The organism is Ornithinimicrobium avium (assembly GCF_003351765.1).
Taxonomy (GTDB): Bacteria; Actinomycetota; Actinomycetes; order Actinomycetales; family Dermatophilaceae; genus Ornithinicoccus; species Ornithinicoccus avius.
This window is the reverse complement of sequence record NZ_CP031229.1, coordinates 1783559-1805577: the sequence shown is the minus strand read 5'-3', so window position 1 is coordinate 1805577 and position 22019 is coordinate 1783559. Positions and strand designations below refer to the sequence as shown.

13 protein-coding genes are annotated in these 22019 nt (G+C 72.9%); 6 read left to right on the top strand and 7 right to left on the bottom strand.

Features of this window, described 5'->3' with window-relative positions; all coding sequences use genetic code 11:
• The first annotated feature begins 17 nt into the window (after positions 1–17).
• On the top strand, positions 18–329 hold the full coding sequence (locus tag DV701_RS08180) for an MTH1187 family thiamine-binding protein (RefSeq protein ID WP_114927874.1): 312 nt from the start codon (positions 18–20) through the stop codon (positions 327–329).
• Entirely contained in the window at positions 326–856 is a 531-nt protein-coding gene (locus DV701_RS08175; RefSeq protein ID WP_114927873.1) for a GNAT family N-acetyltransferase, read from the top strand. The genes DV701_RS08180 and DV701_RS08175 overlap by 4 nt, the downstream gene beginning before the upstream one ends.
• A gap of 23 nt (positions 857–879) precedes the next feature.
• On the opposite strand, the gene DV701_RS08170 is transcribed toward DV701_RS08175, so the two are convergent.
• Positions 880–2154 (bottom strand): NRAMP family divalent metal transporter, encoded by a 1275-nt coding sequence (locus DV701_RS08170; protein ID WP_114927872.1) that lies wholly within the window; start codon positions 2152–2154, stop codon positions 880–882.
• A 110-nt stretch (positions 2155–2264) separates the two neighbouring features.
• On the opposite strand from DV701_RS08170, the gene pip reads away from it, so the two are divergent.
• The 3 genes from pip (at position 2265) to DV701_RS08155 (ending at position 5559) form a co-directional block, all read left to right on the top strand.
• A complete protein-coding gene (gene pip / locus DV701_RS08165; RefSeq protein WP_114930918.1) occupies positions 2265–3233 on the top strand; it encodes a prolyl aminopeptidase in 969 nt (322 codons plus the stop codon).
• Positions 3234–3305: 72 nt separating this feature from the next.
• On the top strand, positions 3306–4454 hold the full coding sequence (locus DV701_RS08160; RefSeq protein ID WP_114927871.1) for a hypothetical protein: 1149 nt from the start codon (positions 3306–3308) through the stop codon (positions 4452–4454).
• A 79-nt stretch (positions 4455–4533) separates the two neighbouring features.
• On the top strand, positions 4534–5559 hold the full coding sequence (locus tag DV701_RS08155) for a tetratricopeptide repeat protein (protein WP_114927870.1): 1026 nt from the start codon (positions 4534–4536) through the stop codon (positions 5557–5559).
• 3 nt (positions 5560–5562) lie between these two features.
• Here DV701_RS08155 and DV701_RS08150 read toward each other — a convergent pair whose 3' ends face one another.
• The 5 genes from DV701_RS08150 to DV701_RS08130 are packed head-to-tail and all read right to left on the bottom strand — an operon-like array spanning position 5563 to position 17128.
• Positions 5563–6855, bottom strand: coding sequence for an MFS transporter (locus DV701_RS08150; RefSeq protein ID WP_114927869.1), 1293 nt, complete (start codon positions 6853–6855; stop codon positions 5563–5565).
• 36 nt (positions 6856–6891) lie between these two features.
• Complete coding sequence (gene pgm, locus DV701_RS08145) at positions 6892–8553, bottom strand: phosphoglucomutase (alpha-D-glucose-1,6-bisphosphate-dependent) (protein WP_114927868.1); 1662 nt, start codon at positions 8551–8553, stop codon at positions 6892–6894.
• A gap of 12 nt (positions 8554–8565) precedes the next feature.
• Positions 8566–13314, bottom strand: coding sequence for a 1,4-alpha-glucan branching protein GlgB (gene glgB / locus DV701_RS18220; RefSeq protein WP_162802914.1), 4749 nt, complete (start codon positions 13312–13314; stop codon positions 8566–8568).
• Positions 13314–15029 (bottom strand): maltose alpha-D-glucosyltransferase, encoded by a 1716-nt coding sequence (gene treS, locus DV701_RS08135; protein WP_114927867.1) that lies wholly within the window; start codon positions 15027–15029, stop codon positions 13314–13316. Before treS ends, glgB begins: the two co-directional genes overlap by 1 nt.
• 14 nt (positions 15030–15043) lie before the next feature.
• Complete coding sequence (locus DV701_RS08130) at positions 15044–17128, bottom strand: maltotransferase domain-containing protein (protein WP_202863669.1); 2085 nt, start codon at positions 17126–17128, stop codon at positions 15044–15046.
• A gap of 123 nt (positions 17129–17251) precedes the next feature.
• Between DV701_RS08130 and glgP the strand changes: the two genes are divergently transcribed.
• Complete coding sequence (glgP, locus tag DV701_RS08125; protein WP_114927865.1) at positions 17252–19834, top strand: alpha-glucan family phosphorylase; 2583 nt, start codon at positions 17252–17254, stop codon at positions 19832–19834.
• 4 nt (positions 19835–19838) lie between these two features.
• Here the strand turns inward: glgP and glgX are convergent, their stop codons facing one another.
• Positions 19839–21965, bottom strand: coding sequence for a glycogen debranching protein GlgX (glgX, locus tag DV701_RS08120; RefSeq protein ID WP_324616620.1), 2127 nt, complete (start codon positions 21963–21965; stop codon positions 19839–19841).
• Positions 21966–22019 lie beyond the last annotated feature (54 nt).

The window sequence follows — 22019 nt, the reverse complement described above, 5'->3', positions numbered from 1 at the left end:
GTCGTTACGCTGGCGGCATGGCTCTCTTCGCGTTCTCCGTCGCACCCTCTGCCGCCGACGGGACCGGCTCGGTCAGCGCCGCCGTCGCCGACGCCGTCCGGGTGGTCCGGGACTCCGGCCTTCCGTACGAGCTGACCTCGATGTTCACCACGATCGAGGGAGACTGGGACGAGGTCATGCCCGTCATCAAGGCCGCCTGCGCCGCGGTCGGCGAGCACGGGCCGCGCGTCTCGCTGGTGCTCAAGGCCGACATCCGTCCCGGTCGCACCGAGCAGCTCACCGCCAAGGTCGAGCGCGTCAGCACCCGGCTGAGCCAGGACGAGGGGTGAGCGGACGGGAGACCGGCGCGACCGCATACCTCCTCAGGGAGCCGGCCGCCGGGGACGTCGAGGGCTTCGCCGAGCTGCACGTGCGGGTGTGGCGGGAGGCCTACCGCGGCCTGATGGCCGACGAGGTCGTCGACGCGCTGTCGGTCGAGACCTTCCGGCCGATCTGGTCCTCGATCGCCAGGGCGCACGCCGAGGGCGCGGTCGTCGACGACGGGCGCGCGATGCTGGTCGCGGTGCTGGGGGAGGAGCCGGTGGGGTTCGTCATGGTCGGCCCGGCGCGGGACGAGGACGCGCCCGCGCCGCGCCAGGTGTGGTCGCTCAACGTCGCCCCGGAGCACCAGGGCAGCGGGGTGGCCCAGCGGCTGCTCGACGAGGCCTTCGGCGACGGACCTGGTTACCTGTGGGTGGCGCAGCGCAACTCCCGCGCGATCCGCTTCTACGAGCGCAACGGCTTCGCGCTCGACGGGACGCAGGCGCAGGACCGGCACGACGGCGTCACCGAGCTGCGGATGGTGCGCCCGGACTGAGCAGACCCGCCTACCGGTCCGCGCTAGCCGACCAGCCCGGCCAGGGTGAGCACGAAGAGCACGGCGAAACCGGTCAGGAAGAACAGTCCGGTCCAGGCGAGCGACCGCAGAACGGGGGAGATGGTCCGCGTGCGGCGGATCAGGCTGAAGTTCAGCCAGGCGAAGACGGGGGCGGTGATGAAGGCGCTGATCATGGCGAAGTTGAGCATGGTCGCCAGCTCGGCCCCCATCCACAGCACGATCGCCAGCCCGACGAGCCCGATGACCACGATCCAGGTGTCCTTGGCGCGACGCTCCAGCTCGGGACGGCCGCGCAGCAGCCGGATCGACTCGCCGACCAGGCGCGCGTAGCCGTCGACCACCGTGATGACGGTGCCGAACATCGCGGCGAAGCCGATGAAGGCCATGAGCGGTACCGCCCACCGGCCGATCGCGTCGGCGTACATCTCCATCAGCTGGGGGATGTAGGCCCCGCCGGAGCGCTGCAGCTCCTCGCCGCTGCCGTACTGGACGAGCACGCCCAGACCGAGGAAGAAGAGCGCGAGCACGGCGGAGGTGAGGAAGCCGACGTTGAAGTCGAACAGGATGTCCCGGGTGGCCAGGCGCCGGTCCTGCTGCTTGGCCTTGACCCACATCGAGTTCATCGCGCTGACCTCGATCGGCGCGGGCATCCAGCCGACGAGGGCGACGAGGAAGGGCAGCGTCGCCAGGTTCCACGGCGAGGGGTCCACGAAGCCGGCCTGGCGCACCGAGGGGTGGGCTGCGGCCATCCCGACGGCGACCACGGTGCTCACCGCCAGCGAGACGACGATGAGCTTGGTCAGACCGTCCAGGGCCTTGTAGTGGCCGGCCAGCAGCAGCACGAGGGTGGCGGCCATGATGATCACCGCCAGCACGGGTACCCCGGTCGCCCAGCTCGCGGGGAGCAGGAAGGAGAGGATGACGACGCACAGCAGCACCACGCCGGCGGTGGAGACGATGCCGGCGAAGATGCTCAGGAGCAGGAAGACCCACAGGTAGGGCTTGCCCTTCTGCGCGTAGCCCTCGACCAGGCTCAGCCCGGTCTCGCCGGCGAACTGGGGCCCGAACCGGAAGAACGGGTACTTCAGCACGTTGGCCAGCACGATCACCAGCGCCAGCTGCCAGCCGAAGAGCGCGCCGGCCTGCGTCGAGGACACCAGGTGGGAGGCGCCGATGGCCGCGGACGCGGCGAGCAGGCCGGGGCCGAGGGCGCCGATCCGGGTGCGCCAGGTGCTGACGGGCTCGGCCTGGACGAGGGGGGAGCTGGGGAGGGCCATGGACGCGGACGCTACCAGCGGGGCTTGACGCGGCGTCACCTCGTGCCCGGTGTGGCCTCGGCGGCCGTCGGCGCCCCTGTGCGCCGTGATAGAGAAGGAACGTGAGCCAGCTGCGGACCTTCTATCCCGAGATCGAGCCCTACGAGACCCTCATGCTGCCGGTCGGCGACGGGCACGAGATCTACGTCGAGCAGTCGGGCAACCCCCACGGCAAGCCGGTGGTGTTCCTGCACGGGGGGCCCGGCAGCGGCACCAGCCCTACCCAGCGCCGCGTCTTCGACCCCGGCCGCTACCGCATCGTCCTGGTCGACCAGCGGATGGCCGGCCGCTCCACCCCGCACGCGTCGACCACGCTGGACCCGCAGGCCTGGGCCACGAACACCACCTGGCACCTCGTCGCCGACCTGGAGCGCGTCCGCGAGCACCTGGGGATCGAGCGGTGGCAGGTCTTCGGCGGCTCGTGGGGCTCGTGCCTGGCGCTCGCCTACGCCCAGACGCACCCGGAGCGGGTGACCGAGCTGGTGCTGCGCGGCATCTTCACGCTGCGCTCCGAGGAGCTGGCCTGGATGTACGAGCGCGGCCACCTCGAGCACGTCTACCCCGACCTCTGGGCGGGGTTCGTGGCGCCCGTCGCGCCAGAGCGCCGCCACGAGATGCAGGTCGCCTACCACGAGCTCCTCTTCGACCCCGACCCTGCCGTGCACGTGCCGGCGGGCAAGGCGTGGAGCGGCTGGGAGGCACGCGTCATCTCGGTGCTGCCCGACGAGGCGGGCTACCGCAGGGCGACGCAGGACGCCCAGGCGGTCGCCTTCGCCCGGATCGAGAACCACTTCTTCGTGCACGGCGGGTGGATGCGGGAAGGACAGCTCATCGCCGACGCCCCCGGCATCGCCCACATCCCGACGACGATCGTGCAGGGACGGCTGGACATGTGCACCCCGGCACGCACGGCCTTCGACCTGGCAGGCAGGCTGCCGGACGCCCGTCTCGTGGTCGTGCCCGACGCCGGCCACGCCTTCTCCGAGCCCGGCACGCTCGACCAGCTGGTGCGCGCCACCGAGGCCTACGCGGGGGCCTGAGAGGGGGTCCGGGACCGACCCTGGGAGATCGCTGATTTGGGGCCGGTGTCCCGGCGTTGTTACCGTTTTGTTATGAAGCTCTCCCGACAGACCGCCGCGGCCGTCCTGGCCTCGGCCCTCGTGCTGACCGCCTGCACGGGTGATGGTGCCACCCCCCAGGACACCACCAGCCCCTCCGCAGCCAGCACGACGACCGAGGACCAGGCCGCGACGGCCGGTCCGGACGAGGACGCCGCGACGACGTCCGCCGCACCGGAGGCCGCCGGTTCCACCGCCGGCCCGACCGATGACGCCGCCAGCTCCACCGCCGAGATGACCACCGACCCCGCCCGCGCCGCGATGAGCGTGGAGGACGCCGAGGCGGTCGCCAGCACCGTCCTGGACGCCCGGCTCAAAGCTCTGCAGACCAACGGCAAGAAGGCCCGCGAGGCCCGGCGCGACGCCTTCGGCCTCGCCGCCCGCATCGCAGCCGCGGGGGCCGACAAGACCGAGAAGGTCTTCGGGCGACCGGCCGAGGCCAAGGACGACCAGGCCGCCACCCCCAACGTGCTGGCGATCAGCCGCGCCGACGGCGAGCTGCCCGTCGTCCTGCTCGTGCAGACCGTGCGCGGCAAGAAGACGGCGCCCGTCCTGCACCTGATGACCAGCTCCACGGGCAAGGCCGAGGACTTCCGGATCACCTGGGAGGCCAGGATGCTGCCCGGCACCGAGCTGCCCGTCTTCGACCGCCGCTCCGTGGGCTCGCCCGTGCTGCGCAAGGGTGCCGGCGACCTGCAGGCCTCGCCGCGCAAGTCCCTGAGCCGGCTGGCCGCCTCGCTGACCTGGCCCCGGCAGGAGGACCTTGCCGACTTCCGCACCAACGGCTACGGGCCGGCGGTGCGCCGCGCCAACAACGAGCAGGCCAACGCGGTGGCCCGGCAGGCCACCATGCGCGAGAAGAACCGTGTGCGCAAGGACGGTACGACCACGCTCGTCTTCGAGGACGGCTCGGCGTTCGTCACCGGAACGATCCGGCGCGACACCACCTTCCGGGTCAAGAACAACAGCATCCTCAACCCGCCGGACTCCTTCAGGGTCTTCGTCGACGACGGCGAGCTGACCGACGAGGCGGTGCTGCGCACCTCGGTCATGGTCGGGCTGCGGGTGCCCGCCGAGGACCAGAGCTTCAAGCCCGAGGTCATCGCGGTGACCGAGCAGCTCGTCGACGCCTGGGGGTCCTGAGCCCGGGCGCACCGCCTACCCTTGGGCAGGGTGCGTCCCCGCACGCACCCCGGACCCGTCCCCCTCCAGGAGGAGCACCATGTCCCAGCAGCCGTTCAGCCCCGCCGCGCTCCGCGGTGCCGTCGACCTGTCCGGGCTCAAGGCCCGAGGGACCCAGCCTCCCGGGGCCGCGCCCGGCGTGTCGGCCGGTGCGCCGGGAGCCACCGGGCCGGACGGCAGCAGCGGGGTCCCCGGGCGCAGCGGGGCGCTGGTGCACGCGACGGACGAGACCTTCGAGAGCGTCGTCAACGCCAGCCTGACCACCCCGCTCGTCCTGGTCCTGTGGACGCCGCAGGTGCCCGAGTCGCTGCAGCACCTGCGCGAGCTGGCCGGGGCCGCCCGGGCGGCGGACGGCCGCTTCCAGGTCGTCGCCGTCGACCTGGCGACCAGCCCAGGGATCATGCAGGCCCTCACCCCCGTGCTCCAGCAGGCCTTCGGGCAGGTCTCCGCGCTCCCCGTGGTCGTGGGCCTCCTCTCGGGCCAGCCGATGCCCTTCTACGTCGGCGTCCAGCCGATGGAGCAGGTGGACCAGCTGGTCGAGAAGTTCCTCGAGGCTGCGGTCACCAACGCGGTCACCGGTCGCGTCGAGATCGGCCCCGACGACGACGGCGCCCAGGAGGACGGAGCAGCCGAGGACGGCGAGGGGCCCGCGCTGCCGCCCCTGCACCAGGCCGCCTACGAGGCGATCGACCGCGGCGACTGGGCCGCCGCCGTGACCTCCTACGAGCAGGCGCTGGAGCAGGACCCGAGCGACGAGATGGCCAGGCTCGGCCTGGGCCAGGTGCGGCTCCTGGAGCGCACCAGCGGCCTCGACCTCACTGCCGTCCGGCAGGCCGCCGCCGACCGCCCCGAGGACGTCCAGGCGCAGATCCAGGCCGCTGACGTGGACCTCGTCGGTGGGCACGTGGAGGACGGCTTCCTGCGTCTGATCGACCTCGTCCGGCGCACCTCCGAGGAGGACCGGGACGCCGCCCGCAAGCACCTGATCGAGCTCTTCGAGGTCGTCGGAGCGCACGACCCCCGGGTGCAGAAGGCCCGCTCCGCGCTCATGAGCGCCCTGTTCTGAGGGTCAGCCGGCCCGAGCGTCGCGGTGCTCGTCGCCGACGCGGAACCGCGCCACCTGCGGGTGGCTGAGCGCCACCACCAGGACCGCGAGCACGCAGAGCACCCCGCCGCTCGTCGCCGCCACCGCCGGTGAGGTCCAGCCGGCCACCACCCCGGCCCGGAAGTTGCCCAGGTCCGGACCGGCGACGGCGATGACGTGCTCCACCGAGGCCACCCGGCCCAGCACCCGGTCGTCGGTGTCCAGCTGCACCATCGCCGCCCGCGTGGTCACCGACGTGGTGTCGGCCGCGCCGGCCAGGGCCAGCATCGCCAGGGCCAGCCACAGCGGTCCGGCGAGCCCGAAGCCGGCCAGCGCCAGACCCCATACCGAGGCGGCGAGGAGCTGGATCCACCCCAGGCGGGCCGCGCGGGTGACCGACCCGGACCAGACGCCCGCCAGCAGGCCGCCGACCGCCAGCGCGGAGAGAAACAGGCCGAGCGTGGTCGGGTCGCCGCCGAACCTGAGCTCGTTGACCATCGGGAACAGCGCGACCGGGAAGGCCAGCAGGGTCGCGGCGAGGTCGGTCAGGAAGCTCCCGCGCAGCACCGGACGGCGCACCGTCGTGCGCACGCCCTCGACGAGGGAGGAGAGCACGGGGCGCAGACGCAGCCGTGGGGACCTGCGCTCCCCCTCACGCGTGGCGGAGAACCCGGGCGGCATCGGCGGGAGCCGGTGGACCGCCCAGAGCGAGACGAGGAAGCCGACCGCGTTCAGGGCGTAGCAGGCACCGACGCCGAGGGCCCCGATCGCCAGCCCGCCGAGCGCCGGCCCGACCATCATGGCGGCCTGGAAGCCGATCATGTGCAGCGCGATCCCGGCAGCCAGGAGCCGCGGCGGCAGCAGCCTGCTGACGAACGTCCTGCGGGCCGGTGCACCCAGGGCGCCGGCTCCCGACTGTAGCGCGACCAGCCCCAGGACGAGGGCCAGCGAGCCGACGTCGAGGACGGCCTGCAGAGCCAGCGCGAGGGCCACGAGCGACTGGAGCGCGGTCGTGCGGACCACCACGGCGCGGCGGTCCAGGGCGTCGGCGACCGCGCCGCCGACCAGCCCCAGGACGATCATCGGGACCGCTTGCACCAGTCCGATCGTGCCGACCCAGACCGGGCTGCGGGTCATCTCCCAGACCTGGTAGAGCACGGCCACGACCGACATCTGCATCGCCAGCCCGGAGACCAGTCCGCCGGCCCACAGCCGCCGGAAGTCCGGGCTGGCGCCGAGCGGGCGCAGGTCGATCAGGCCGCGGCGCAGCCTGTTCACCGGGCCCGGACCCGGGCCGTTGCGAGCGGACGCGCCTCAGCCGCGCAGGGCGGCGTCCACGACCTCCTGCGCCTCGCGCTGCACCTGGGCGAGGTGCTGGGGTCCCTGGAACGACTCGGCATAGATCTTGTAGACATCCTCGGTCCCGGACGGGCGGGCGGCGAACCATGCCGACGCGGTCGTCACCTTGAGCCCGCCGATGGCGGCACCGTTGCCCGGCGCCTGCGTGAGCACGGCCGTGATCGGCTCGCCCCCCAGCGCGTCGGCGGCGACGTCCTCGGCGGAGAGCTTCTTGAGCTTGGCCTTGGCCTCGCGGTCCGCGGGGGCGTCCACCCGCGCGTAGGCGGGGTCGCCGTGCTCGGTGACCAGCTCGGCATACCGCTGGGAGGGGGTCCGGCCGGTGCGCGCGATGATCTCGGCGGCCAGCAGGGCCAGGATGATCCCGTCCTTGTCCGTGGACCACACCGACCCGTCCCGGCACAGGAACGAGGCGCCCGCCGACTCCTCGCCGCCGAAGCCGATCGAGCCCTCGAGCAGCCCGGGCACGAACCACTTGAAGCCCACCGGCACCTCCAGCAGCCTACGGCCGAGCGCCTCGACGACCCGGTCGATCATCGAGGAGGACACCAGGGTCTTGCCGACCGCGACGTCCTGCGGCCACTCCGGCCTGGCCCCGCCGTAGAGATAGTCGATCGCGACGGCCAGGTAGTGGTTGGGGTTCATCAGTCCGCCGTCCGGCGTGACGATCCCGTGCCGGTCGGCGTCCGCGTCGTTGCCGGTGGCGACGTCGTAGGTGGCGCCGTCCTCCATCGCCCCGATGAGCGAGGCCATCGCGTCGGGGGAGGAGCAGTCCATCCGGATCTTGCCGTCCCAGTCCAGCGTCATGAAGCGCCAGGTGGGATCGACGTCGGGGTTGACGACCGTGAGGTCCAGGCCGTGCTCGTCGGCGATCGCCTGCCAGTAGTGCACGGACGCGCCGCCCAGCGGGTCGGCCCCGATCCGCACGCCCGCCTCGCGGATGGCGTCGAGGTCGACGACGCGGGGCAGGGCGCGGACGTACTCGCCCATGAAGTCGTAGGGCTCCACCGCCCCCAGCGCCTCCTCGAGCGGGACCCGGCGCACACCCTCGAGCCCCAAGCGCAGCAGCTCGTTGGCGCGGTCGGCGATCCACCCGGTGGCGTCGGTGTCGGCCGGCCCGCCGTGCGGCGGGTTGTACTTGAAGCCGCCGTCGCGCGGCGGGTTGTGCGACGGCGTGACCACGATGCCGTCCGCCGTGCCGGTGGCACCCGGCCTCTCTCGGTTGTGCGCCAGGATCGCCCGGGACACCGCCGGCGTCGGGGTGTAGGCCGCCTCGCCCTCCCGGTCGACGCGCACGTCGACGCCGTTGGCCACGAGCACCTCCAGCGCGCTGCGCCAGGCCGGGGCGGACAGCGCGTGGGTGTCCTTGCCGATGAACAACGGCCCCTCGGTGCCCTGCTCCAGGCGGTACTCGCAGATCGCCTGCGTCGTGGCCAGGATGTGGTGCTCGTTGAAGGCCGCGTCCAGCGCGCTGCCGCGGTGGCCGGAGGTGCCGAAGGCGACCTGCTGGTCGACGTCGTCGGGGTCGGGGACGATCTGCGTGTAGGCCCGGACAAGAGCCTCCACGTCGACCAGGTCCTGTTCCTGCGCGGGCTGTCCTGCGCGCTCGTGGCGTGCCATCGTGCGTCCTCCTCAGCGCTCGTCGTCCTCGGGGTATGCCGTGGGCCGGCGCTCCCCGTCCGTCTCCTCGGCGGTCATGTCCTCGGTGGCCGCCTCCTCCGGGGCATCCGCGGCGTCGGACGCAGCTGCCTCCTGGGTGCCGTCCTCGACGTCCACGTCCGGGCTCGCCTCGACGGGCTCGGGGCTGTCGGCTTCGGCGGGGTCGGTGACCTCCTCCACGGCGGCCTCGTCGACGGCGGGGTCCTCGACCTCCGGTGCCTCGACCACAGGTGCCTCGACCACAGGTGCCTCGACGACCGGCTCGGGATCGGGCACGAGCCACACGGCGCCCAGCGGCGGCACGGTGACCAGCGCGGAGAAGGGCTGACGCTGGTGCTCCACGTCGTAGGCCTGGACGAAGCCCAGGTTGCCCTGGCCGGAGCCGCCGTAGACCTGGGCGTCGGTGTTGAGCGCCTCGCGCCAGCGACCGCCGTAGGGCAGTCCGACGTGCACGTTCTCCTGCGCGATCCCGGAGAAGTTGACCAGGACCGCGACCACCGGGCGCAGTCCGTCAGCACCCTCGTTGCCCCACCGCAGGTAGGTGTAGAGGTTGCGACCGGCGGCGTTGGCGTCGAGCCAGGCGAAGCCGTCCTCGTGGTGGTCGATCTGCCACAGCGCGGGGAGCTCGTCGTAGAGCCGGTTGAGGTCGCGCACCAGGTGCTGGACCCCGGCGTGGGCCGGCTGCTCGGTGAGCTCCCACGACAGCGTGCTGCCGTCGGCCCACTCGCGCGACTGGGCGAACTCGCTCCCCATGAACAGCAGCTGCTTGCCCGGGTGCGACCACTGGTAGGCCAGGAAGGCGCGCGTGGTCGCGAACCTCTGCCACGGGTCGCCGGACATCTTGCGCAACAGCGAGCCCTTGCCGTGCACGACCTCGTCGTGGCTGATCGGCAGGATGTACTTCTCGCTGAAGGCGTAGACCAGCGAGAAGGTCAGCGTGTGGTGGTGGTGCGCCCGCGAGTAGGGACGCTGCGCCAGGTAGTCGAGGGTGTCGTGCATCCACCCCATGTTCCACTTGAAGCCGAAGCCCAGGCCGCCCTTGTCGGTCGGCGCGGTGACGCCCGGCCAGGAGGTCGACTCCTCGGCGATCATCATCACGCCGGGGTTGCGGCGGTAGGCCGTGGCGTTCGTCTCCTGCAGCAGCGTGACCGCCTCGAGGTTCTCGCGGCCGCCGTTGGCGTTGGGGATCCACTGGCCCGGCTGGCGGGAGTAGTCCAGGTAGAGCATCGAGGCCACGCCGTCCACGCGCAGCCCGTCGGCGTGGAACTCCTCCAGCCAGTAGGTCGCGTTGGCGACGAGGAAGTTGCGCACCTGCGGCCGGCCGTAGTCGAAGATGTAGGAGCCCCACTCCGGGTGCCAGCCCTTGCGGGGGTCCGGGTGCTCGTAGATCGGGGTCCCGTCGAAGCGGGCCAGCGCCCACGGGTCCGTGGCGAAGTGTCCCGGCACCCAGTCCAGGATGACGCCGACGCCGGCCTGGTGGAGCCGGTCGATGAGCAGGCGCAGGCCGTCCTCGTGGCCGAACCGGCTGTCCGCGGCGTAGTAGCCGGTGACGTGGTATCCCCAGGACGGGCCGTAGGGGTGCTGCATGACCGGCATCAGCTCGACGTGCGTGAAACCCATCCGGCTGACGTAGTCGACGAGCTGGTCGGCCAGCTCCTCGTAGCCCAGCCCCTGGCGCCAGGAGCCCAGGTGCACCTCGTAGATGCTCATCGGCCCGTGGTGCGGGTCGGTCTGGGCACGGCGCGCCATCCACGCCGCGTCCCCGTCGCTCCACCGGTGCGTGGAGGCGGTGACCACCGAGTTGTTGAACGGCGGCACCTCGCTGGCGCGGGCCATCGGGTCGGACTTGGCCCGGCGCGTGCCGTCCGGGCCGGTGATGTCGAACTTGTAGTGCGCGCCCGCGCCGACGCCGGGGACGAAGAGCTCCCACACGCCGACGGTCTCGTGCACCCGCAGCGCGTGGGTCGTGCCGTCCCAGTCGTTGAAGTCGCCGATGACGTGCACGGCCAGCGCGTTCGGCGCCCACACGGCGAAGTGCGTGCCGCTCACCTCGCCGATGCTGTCGCGCACGGTGCGCACGTGCGCGCCGAGCACCCGCCACAGCTCCTCGTGGCGGCCCTCGCCGATCAGGTGCAGGTCGGCCTCGCCGAGGACCGGCTCGTGCCGGTAGGCCTCGTCGACGACGCGCTGCCGCCCATCCCGGGTGACCGAGAGCCGGTAGTCAGGGACCTGCTCCTGCTGCACGACCGCGACCCAGATGCCGCCGGTCTCGGCGGTCATCGCCAGCTCGCTGCCGTCGGCCAGCCGCACGCTGACCGCGTCCGCGCTGGGCTGCACGGTGCGGATGGTGACGTGCCCCTCGTGGGCGTGCGGGCCCAGGACGGTGTGCGGGCTGCGGTGCAGCCCGTGCACGACGTCGGTCGCCTCGTCGAGGTCGAGAGGACGGGTATGCGGTGCCGACGGTGCCGTGGGCGGCGCCAGCTGGACCCGGCGCACGACCGTGCTGCGGGTGCCGGGCACGCCGTGCTCGTCGGCCGCGGAGCCCCCGCCGGCCACCCGTCCGGTGACCACCGCGGGGGAGGAGAGCGCGTCGGCCCAGGCCTGCTCCCGCATCGCCTCGGGGTCGACGGGCAGCCCGTCGGGGCCCAGGGCCGGGACGCTGCCACTGGCGGACGGCCGGTCGGCCGTCCCGGCCGCCGCGCTGCGGTCCACCGATGGGCCAGGCTCGTGGCTGACCACGACCTGCTCGCCCTCTGAGCCGGGGGCGCCGCCCGCGGGCGCGAGCCCTGCGGCGGCCAGCATCTGCGCCGGCGCCGGGACGGGTGCGTGCGGGTAGCCGCCGCTGGCGCCGCGCGGGCCTCCGCTCGCGGGCGGGAGGGGTGAGGTCGGTGGGACCGGGGCGGGCGCCCCGTGCGTAGCGGCCTGGTGCGACTCGTCCGTGCTGGTCATCTCAGCCGTGGCGGTGGTCTCGTCCGGGCCGGCCGCCTCGGGCGAGGTCTCGGTCGCGCCCTCCTCGTCCTCGGCGTCACGTGGCGAGGGGCCCTCGGCCGCCGGGTCCAGGTGGGGCAGGGTGCTCTGCGGTGCGGGTGTGGCGGCGTAGTCCTCGGGCAGCGCGGCCGTGCGCAGCCGCCCGGACTCGTCGGTCAACGAGGAGGCACCGTGCCCCGGCAGGTCGGGGGCGACGCCGAAGTCGCCGGCGACGGGCCCTTCGGAGCCGGCCGCCGTGCCCGCCCCTGCGGGGATGTCCTCCGGGGCCCGGTGCCGGCCGACGGACCCGTCGTCCTGCCCGTCCCCGCCCGCGCCGGTGCGCCCGGCCTCGTCCGCCGCATGGTGGCGGCCGGCCCGGCCGCCGGAGGCCAGGCGCTGGACGGCCCCGACGGGGATCGGCATCCAGTCCGGACGGTTACGTGCCTCGTAGACCACCTCGTAGAGCGCCTTGTCCAGCTCCAGCGCGTCGAGCACGTCGTGCAGCTCGCGGGCATCGAGGTCCTCACCGCTGGCCTCGGCGTAGCCCTGCAGGAACTCGGCGCGGGCGTCCTGCGCCCAGCTGGTGCGCTCCGAGGTCTGGGTGGTCCCCTCCTCCAGGTCGGCGGAGGCGGCGGCGTAGTCGAAGGAGCGCAGCATGCCGGCGACGTCGCGCAGGGCCAGGTCGGGAGCGCTGCGCTCCGCCAGCGGCCGCAGCGGCTCACCCTCGAAGTCGACCAGGACCCAGCCGCGGTCGGGCACGTCGAGCACCTGGCCGAGGTGCAGGTCCCCGTGGATCCGCTGCAGCGGCGGCAGGTCGAGGTCCTCGAGGCGGGCGTAGACGGCGTCCACGTCCGCGCGGTAGGCGGCCAGCTCGGGCACCGCGGCGAAGGCCGCCTCGGCGCGGCTGCGCATCTGGTCCAGCAGCGTCCCGCGGACCGCGGCACCGCCGACGGCGTCCGTGGGCAGCGCCTGGCGGAGCGCGGCGTGCACCTGGGCGGTGGCCCCGCCCAGCGCGCGGGCGCGCCCGCCGAAGCTGTCGTGCGAGCGCGCCGCCTCCAGGGCGGTCCGCCACGCGTCCTGGGTGCCGGCGAGGAACTCCTGGGCGAACGCGAGGTGACCCCGCGCCTCGGTGCCGTCCGGCAGCGGCCAACGACCCTCCACGTACCCGATCGGCCCGGCGACCATGCGGTTGCCCAGCGGGGCGACCGCGCTGGGCACGGTGACGTCGGGGTTGGCCCCGGCCTGCAGGACCCGGAAGACCTTCACGATGACCGGGCGGGTCTCGCCGTGGGCCTCCACCACGATGGAGGTGTTCGACTGCTCGCCGGAGAGGACCCGGGAGGCCTTCAGGGCCGGGGCCGCGCCCCCGGCGACCACCCGCCGGGCGAGCGCGGAGGGGACGTCGTGCTCGGCATACATGTGCTGGAGCAGGACCTGGGCGAAGACCGGGTCGTGGGTCGCGTCGTAGATGTAACGGGTGCCCAGCTCGTCGTGCTCGGCGACGGCGACGAGCGCGTCGGCCATGAAGTCCACCGGCTCGGCGCGGTAGGACAGGGGGACCTGGTAGACGACGTCCTCGGGGCCCGAGGAGTCCACGAGGAGGTGGTCCTCCAGACCCACCTCGCCGAGCGGGTCCTCCCACCGGATCGCGGCCAGCAGGTGCAGCTGCGGGTCGCGGCCGGTGCCGCGGTACCAGCGCTGACCGGCGATCCACGGCGGCAGAAAGTCACCGAAGGTGGGGGTGAGGGATGCCATCAGGAGTCCTCCTCGAGAGGGTTGAGACCGAGCCAGAAGAAGTCTCGGGAGCCGAGCGTGAGCCGGCAGGTGCCGTCCGGCTGGACCGGCTGGAAACCGTCGCCGCCGAAGAGGTCGACGACCTCCGCGCCGGCCAGCCGCTCCGGCAGCGTGACGGTGACCGCCTGCGGCCGTGAGGACAGGTTGTTGACGCACAGCACGGCGGGGTGGCCGTCGCGCGGGCCCTCGTCCTCGTGGGGCAGCACGCGGGCGAAGGCGAGGACCGCCTCGTTGTCCGCCTCGCAGAGATGGAACTCGCCCAGGCCGAACACCTCGTGCGCCGAGCGGACCTGCAGCATGCCGCGGGTCCAGTGCAGCAGGGAGCCGCCGCTGGCCATCTGAGCCTCGACGTTGACGCTGTTGTAGTGGTAGACGAGCGAGCTGACCACCGGCAGGTAGAGCTTGCCCGGGTCGGCGGTGGAGAAGCCGGCGTTGCGGTCCGGCGTCCACTGCATCGGGGTGCGCACCGCGTCCCGGTCGTCGAGCCAGATGTTGTCGCCCATCCCGATCTCGTCGCCGTAGTAGAGGCAGGGGCTGCCGGGCAGCGAGAGCAGCAGCGCGTTGATCAGCTCGAGCTCCTTGCGGGCGTTGTCCAGCAGGGGCGCGAGGCGACGGCGGATCCCGACGTTGGCCCGCATCCTCGGGTCGGGGGCGTACCAGCCGTACATCGCCGAGCGCTCCTCGGCGGTGACCATCTCCAGGGTGAGCTCGTCGTGGTTGCGCAGGAAGGTGCCCCACTGAGTGCCCTCCGGGATGGCAGGGGTCTCCTGCATCACGCGCACGACGGGCTCGGCCTTCTCCTCGCGCAGGGCGTAGTAGAGGCGCGGCATGACCGGGAAGTGGAAGCACATGTGGCACTCGGGCGCCTCGGCGGTGCCGAAGTAGTCGACGACCTCGGCGGGCATCTGGTTGGCCTCGGCCAGCAGCACCCGTCCGGGGAACTCCTCGTCGACCATGGCGCGCAGCGAGGCGAGGAACTCATGGGTGCGCGGCAGGTTCTCGCAGCTGGTGCCCTCCTCCTCGAACAGGTAGGGGACCGCGTCCAGCCGGAAGCCGTCGATGCCCATGTCCATCCAGAAGCGCACGACGTCGAACATCGCCTCTGCGACCGCCGGGTTCTCGAAGTTGAGGTCGGGCTGGTGGGAGAAGAAGCGGTGCCAGAAGAACTGGCGGCGCACGGCGTCGAAGGTCCAGTTGGAGGTCTCGGTGTCGACGAAGATGATCCGCGCGTCGGTGTACTTCTCGTCGGTGTCGGACCACACGTAGAAGTCGCCGTAGGGACCTTCGGGGTCGCTGCGGCTGGCCTGGAACCACGGGTGCTGGTCGCTGGTGTGGTTCATCACCAGGTCGGTGATGATCCGGATGCCGCGGGCGTGCGCCTGGCTGATGAGCTCGCGGAACTCCGGCAGCGTCCCGAACTCGGGCAGCACGGCGGTGTAGTCGGCCACGTCGTAGCCGCCGTCCCGCAGCGGGGAGGCGTAGAAGGGAGGCAGCCACAGGCAGTCCACGCCCAGCCACTGCAGGTAGTCCAGTTGGCCGACCAGCCCGCTGAAGTCCCCGGAGCCGGAGCCGGTGGAGTCGTCGAAGGCGCGCACCAGCACCTCGTAGAAGACCGCCTTGCGGAACCAGTCGGGGTCGTTCTTCAGGCCGGGCTGGTAGAGGTTCAGTCCCCGCATGAGGCCGCCTTCCTTCAGTTCCGCGTGACGTGGACGATGTGCACAGGCTCCTCGCCGTAGCCAGGCCCGAGCCGCACGTACGGCGACTCGTCCCAGCGCCAGCGGCCACCGGTGATCAGGTCGTGCGCGGCGAAGGTCTGCCCCCAGCCGATCCCGAGGCCGAGCGCCGGCAGGTCCAGGTGCAGCCGGGTCTGGCGGACGGAGTGCGGGTCGAGGTTGGCCACGACCAGCACCGTGTCCTGGTCGGACCCGTCGTGGGCGCCGCCGCCGTGCTTGGAGAAGACCAGGACGTTCGTGTCCTCGGCGTCGTGGAAGGTGACGTTGCGCAGCCAGTGCAGGCTCGGGTGCTGGGTCCGGATCCGGTTGAGCATCGTCAGCCAGCCCGCCAGGTCGGCCCGGCCGGGCACGTGCTGGCCCCACCTGCGGTCCTTGAACTCGTACTTCTCGTTGTCGAGGTGCTCCTCGGCGCCGGGGCGCGGCCGGTTCTCGACGTGCTCGAAACCGGCGTAGATGCCGTAGGTCGGCACGAGCGTGGCGGCCAGGGCGGAACGGACCAGGTGGGCGGTCACCCCGCCGTGCTGCATGTACGGCGTGAGGATGTCGTGCGTCGTGGGCCAGAAGCTGGGGCGCATGTAGGGCGCGGTCTCGGTCGCCAGCTCGGTCACGTACTCGCGCAGCTCGGCGGCGGTGTTGCGCCAGGCGTAGTAGGTGTAGGACTGCTGGAAGCCGACCTTGGCCAGGGTGCGCATCATCATCGGCTTGGTGAACGCCTCGGCCAGCCAGATGACCTCGGGGTGGTCGACCGCGACGTCGGCGATGAGCCACTGCCAGAACTCGACCGGCTTGGTGTGCGGGTTGTCGACCCGGAAGATCTTGACGCCGTGGTCGATCCAGACCTGGACCACCCGCCGGACCTCGGCGTAGATCTTGTCGGGGGAGACGTCGAAGTTGAGCGGGTAGATGTCCTGGTACTTCTTCGGGGGGTTCTCCGCGTAGGCGATCGTGCCGTCCGCGCGGGTGGTGAAGAAGTCGGGGTGCTCGGTGGCCCACGGGTGGTCGGGGGAGGCCTGCAGCGCGAGGTCGAGCGCCACCTGCAGGCCGAGCTCCTCGGACCTGGCCACGAAGGCGTCGAAGTCGTCCCACCCGCCCAGGTCGGGGTGCAGGGCGTCGTGCCCGCCCTGCGCCGCGCCGATCGCGTACGGGGAGCCGGGGTCGTGCTCCGTCGCGGTCAGCGAGTTGTTGCGGCCCTTGCGGTTGGTCGAGCCGATCGGGTGCACCGGGGTCAGGTAGACGACGTCGAAGCCCATCCCGGCGATGGCGGGCAGCCGCTCGGCGGCGGTGGCGAAGGTGCCGGTGGTCCACAGCCCGGTGTCCGGGTCCTGCCGCGCCCCTTCCGAGCGGGGGAAGATCTCGTACCAGGCGCCGGTGAGGGCCAGCGGCCGCTCGACCCACCAGGTGTAGCTCGGGCTGGCGGTGACCATGTCGCGCAGCGGCGCCGCGGCGAGGACCTGCCGCACCTGCGGGCTGACGCCGGCGGAGAGACGCTCCTCGATGTCCAGGGCGCTGGAGCGGAGGGCGACGATCGCCCCGTCGAGGACCTCGCGGTGCTCCGCGGGGCGCTCGACCTCGTCGATCGCCCGTTCCAGGACGCGCGCGCCCTCCTCGAGCATCAGCTCGACGTCGACCCCCGCGTGCACCTTGATCGGGCCGTCGTGGAACCAGGTCGCGTAGGGATCGCTCCAGCCCTCGACGCGAAAGCTCCACACCCCCTCCCGGTCGGCGTAGACCTCGGTCCGCCAGTGCGACAGGCCGGGATTGACCTGGGTCATCGGGACGTGGTGCTCCACCTCGTCGGGGTCGACGAGCACCGCGGTGGCGCTGACCGCGTCGTGCCCCTCGCGGAAGACGGTGGCGCTGAGCGTGAACAGCTCGCCGGTCACCGACCTCGTCGGGCGACGGCCGCCGTCGACGACCGGCTGCACGTCCAGGACCGGGATCCGCCCCAGCGGGTCCTGGCCGAAGAGCGCCAGGACGGAACGGTCGATGGTGCTCGGGTGCGGTGCGGAGGGGGCGGCGGGCGCGGGCGGGTGCTCGGTCACGCGGCTCACGCTACCTGTGAACGTGACCGTGGGTCATCCTCAGGGCCGGGCGGGGCCGGTCCCCGGCCGACGTGCAGCACCGGGTGCAAGATCTTGCACACCGGTCGCCTATCCTCTCGACTCGTGAAGGCTATCCGTCGGCTGCACGTACGCACCGTCCTCCCAGAGACCCTTGCCCCGCTGCACGAGCTCGCGCTCAACCTGCGGTGGTCCTGGCACCCCCCGACCCGCGACCTGTTCGCCAGCATCGACCCCGAGCTGTGGGACTCGACCGGTCAGGACCCCCGCGCGGTGCTCTCCTCGCTGCGCTCGGACGACATGGAGCGGCTCGCCCAGGACGAGGAGTTCGCGGCGCGGGTGCGCGACGCGCACGAGGACCTGCAGCGCTACCTGACCCGTCCGCGCTGGTACCACGAGCAGGGGGCAGGCGGCCAGGACGGACGGACCCTGGAGTCCATCGCCTACTTCTCCCCGGAGTTCGGCATCACCTCCGTGCTGCCGCAGTACTCCGGCGGCCTGGGCATCCTCGCCGGCGACCACCTCAAGGCCGCCTCGGACCAGGGCATCCCGATCGTGGGCGTCGGCCTGTTCTACACCTCCGGCTACTTCGCGCAGCGGTTCAACGCCGAGGGCTGGCAGCTGGAGTCCTACCCGGTCCTCGACCCTGACGACCTGCCGCTGTCGCTGCTGCGCGAGGAGGACGGCTCGCCGGTCGTCATCCGGCTGGACATGCCGCACGGCGGCCACCTCGACGCGCACGTGTGGCGGGCGCAGGTGGGCCGCGTCCCGCTGCTGCTGCTCGACTCCGACGTCGAGTCCAACGACTCCGCCCGTCGCGAGGTCACCAACCGGCTCTACGGCGGCGGCGGCGACCAGCGCCTCGAGCAGGAGATGCTGCTGGGCATCGGCGGCGTGCGCGCCCTGCGCGCGTTCTCCCGGATCACCGGAGCCCCGGAGCCGACCGTCTACCACACCAACGAGGGCCACGCCGGCTTCCAGGGCGTGGAGCGGATCAGCGAGCTGGTCACCGGGTCCGGCCTGGCCTTCGGCGAGGCCGTCCGCGCGGTGCGCGCCGGGACCGTGTTCACCACGCACACCCCGGTGCCGGCCGGCATCGACCGCTTCGACGTCGGGGCCATCCGCTCCCACTTCGGCGACGAGTCCTGCGCGCTGCCCGGCATCCCGCTCGACGAGCTGCTCCAGCTCGGTGCCGAGGACTACGAGGGCGGCTCCGCCGGCGTGTTCAACATGGCCGTCATGGGGATGCGCCTGGCCCAGCGGGTCAACGGCGTCTCCAAGCTGCACGGTGCCGTGAGCCGGGAGATGTTCCAGGGCCTGTGGCCCGACTTCGACGTCGAGGAGGTGCCGATCGGCTCGATCACCAACGGCGTGCACGCCGGCACCTGGGTCGACCGCCGTCTCTACGACCTCGCGCGCGACCACCTCGGGCCGGAGGTGTCCGGGCGCCGGGTGTTCAACCGGATCCACGAGGTGCCGATCGAGGACTTCTGGTCGACCAAGCGCGAGCTGCGCGAGCAGCTCATCTCCGACGCGCGCCGGCGCCTGCGCCGCTCGCAGCTGGACCGTGGCGCGACCGAGGCCGAGCTGGGCTGGACCGATGACGTCCTCGACCCCGACGCCCTGACGATCGGCTTCGCCCGGCGCGGCGCGACGTACAAGCGCCTCACCCTGATGCTGCGCGACCCCGAGCGCCTGAAGAAGCTGCTCACCGACCCCGAGCGTCCGGTCCAGGTGATCATCGCGGGCAAGGCGCACCCGGCCGACGACACCGGCAAGTCGCTCATCCAGGAGATGGTGCGCTTCACCGACGACCCGGAGATCCGGGGCAAGCTCATCTACCTGCCCAACTACGACATCGCGATGGCGCAGAGGCTCTACCCCGGCTGCGACGTGTGGCTCAACAACCCGCTGCGCCCGTTCGAGGCGTGCGGCACCTCCGGCATGAAGGCCGCGCTCAACGGCGCCCTCAACCTCTCCATCCTCGACGGCTGGTGGGACGAGTGGTACGACGGCCAGAACGGCTGGGCGATCCCGACCGCCGACGGGGTGGACGACCCCGACCGCCGCGACGACCTGGAGGCCTCGGCCCTCTACGAGCTGCTCGAGAAGACGGTCGTGCCGACCTTCTACGAGCGCGACGGCAGCGGCCTGCCGGAGCGCTGGCTCGACATGGTCAGCCACACGCTGTCCACGCTCGGGCCCAAGGTGCTGGCGGACCGCATGGTGCGCGAGTACACCGAGACGTACTACTGGCCGGCTGCGCACGCCGCCTGGGCGGTCGAGGCGGACGACCACGCCGGGGCGCGCTCCCTGGCCGGCTACGTCGCCGACGTCCAGCGCTGCTGGCCCGACCTGCACATCGACCACGTCGACGCGCAGGGTCTGACCGACGCGCCGCAGATCGGCGAGGACGTCGAGGTGCACGCCTTCGTCACGCTCGGCGACCTCGACCCGCGCCAGGTCCGCGTGCAGATGGCCTACGGGCGCGCCAACGCCGAGGACACGCTCACCGACGTCGAGTTCGTCGACCTCTCGCCGACGCAGTCCTACGGCGAGGGACGCCACCGCTTCGACGGCCGGGTGCGGCTCGCGCGGACCGGTGCCCTCGGCTGGACGGTGCGCGTCCTGCCCGCGCACGAGCATCTCTCGGGCGCTGCGGAGCTGGGCCTGGTCACCCTGCCCTGACCTGCTAGGCGGGAGAGCCGACGAGCACGGTCAGGCTGCGGGCCACGACCTGGATCGGCTGGCCGGGCGCCACCGGCGACCCGGCCGGCGCGCCGTCGCTGCTCCAGCGCAGCCGCCAGCCGGTCACCCCCTCGACCTTGGGTGCCACGACGTCGAGGGGGTCCGCCCCGGCGTGCATGACCAGCGCGACCGCTGCCCCCTCCGGCTGGTGCAGCGTGTCGTGCAGCACCACCAGGGTGCGCCGCCACGGGTCGCCCCAGGCGGCGGCGGGCAGCTCCAGGCCCTGCTCCTCGAACCAGCGCAGCCGGGTCCGGCCGGCGACCGGGCCGGGCGTCGGTGCCGCGGCCGGGCGCAGCAGCGCCAGCTCGCGCCGCAGTGCGAGCAGCTCCCGCGTCTGCTCCAGCAGCGCCTCCTGCGCGGGGCTGCGCCGCCACGAGAGCCACGAGGTGGAGTTGTCCTGGTTGTAGGCGTTGTTGTTGCCGCCCTGGGTCCGCCCCGCCTCGTCGCCGGCGGCCAGCATCGGCACGCCGGGGGAGAGCAGCACGGTCGCGAGCAGGTTGCGCACCGAGCGTTCGCGCTCGGCCAGCACCGCGGCGTCGGTGGTGGCGCCCTCGACCCCGTGGTTCCACGAGCGGTTGTCGCCGTGGCCGTCCCGGTTGTCCTCCCCGTTGGGCAGGTTGTTCTTCTGCTCGTACGCCGTCAGGTCGGCCAGCGTGAAGCCGTCGTGGGCGGCGACGAAGTTGACCGAGGCCAGCGGAGCGCGGTGCTCGTGCCCGAAGAGGTCGGCCGACCCCGCGAGCCGGGAGGCCAGCTCGCGCAGCCCGGCGCCGGGGGCGCCGCGCTGGGCACCCGCGGCGTCGGCGAGCCAGAAGGAGCGCACCGAGTCTCGGAACCGGTCGTTCCACTCGGCCAGCGGCGGCGGGAACTGCCCGGTGCGCCACCCGTGCACGCCGACGTCCCACGGCTCGGCGATCAGCTTGACGCCGGACAGGACGGGGTCGGTGCGCAGCGCCACGTGGAAGGGGTGGTCGCGCTGGTAGGCGTCGTCGTCCCCGCGGACCAGGGCGGGCGCCAGGTCGAAGCGGAAACCGTCGACGTGGTACTCCTGCACCCAGTGGCGCAGGGAGTCCAGCACCATCCGGGTGACGAGGGGGTCGCGCAGGTCGACGGTGTTGCCGGTGCCGGTCACGTCGACGTCGCGTCCCTGCGCGTCCAGCCGGTAGTAGGTGCGGTTGTCCAGGCCGCGCCACGACAGCGTCGGGCCGCGGTCGGAGGCCTGCTCGGCGGTGTGGTTGTAGACGACGTCGAGCACCACCTCGATGCCGGCGGCGTGCAGCGCCCGGACCGCCCCCTTGAGCTCGTCGACCACGCCCTGCGGGTGGTCGGCGGCGGCGTAGCCCGGGTGCGGGGCGAAGAAGCCGAGGGTGTTGTAGCCCCAGTAGTTGTAGCGGCCGCGCCTCACCAGGTCCGGCTCCGAGGCGTAGGCGTGCACCGGCAGCAGCTCCAGCGTGGTCACGCCGAGGGAGACGAGGTGCTGCAGGACCGCCGGGTGTCCGAGCGCGGCATACGTCCCCTGCAGCTGCGGCGGGACGTCGGGGTGGCGCATGGTCAGCCCGCGCACGTGCGCCTCGTAGACCACCGTGTCGGTCCAGGGGACCGCGGGCGCCACGTCGCCCTGCCAGTCGAAGCCGTGGTCGACCACCACCGAGCGGGGCACGAACGGCGCCGAGTCGCGCTCGTCGCGCACGTCCGGCCGCGCGTGCCCGCCCTCGTCGACGGCGTGGCCGTAGACCGCCGGCGCCCAGCGCACCCAGCCGTCGACCGCGTGGCCGTAAGGGTCGAGCAGCAGCTTGTGCGGGTTGTGCCGGTGCCCCTGCGCCGGCGACCAGGGGCCGTCCACCCGGAAGCCGTAGCGGGTCCCCGGGCTCAGGTCCGGCACCAGGTCCCACCAGACCCCGTGCGCCGAGCGGCGCAGCGGCACGCGCTCCTCCGCGTCGCCGTCGAAGACGCACAGGTCCACGGCCGTCGCGTGCCGGGCCAGGACCGCCGCCTCGGTGCCGAGCGCGGACCTGCTCACGCCCGGCGGAGGCGGGGTCTGGCTGCTGCGACGGGGACGGGCGGCGACGTGCACGCCCAGCAGGGTATGCCGTGCCGCGCACCGCCGTGCGCACCCGGCCCGGCGTGC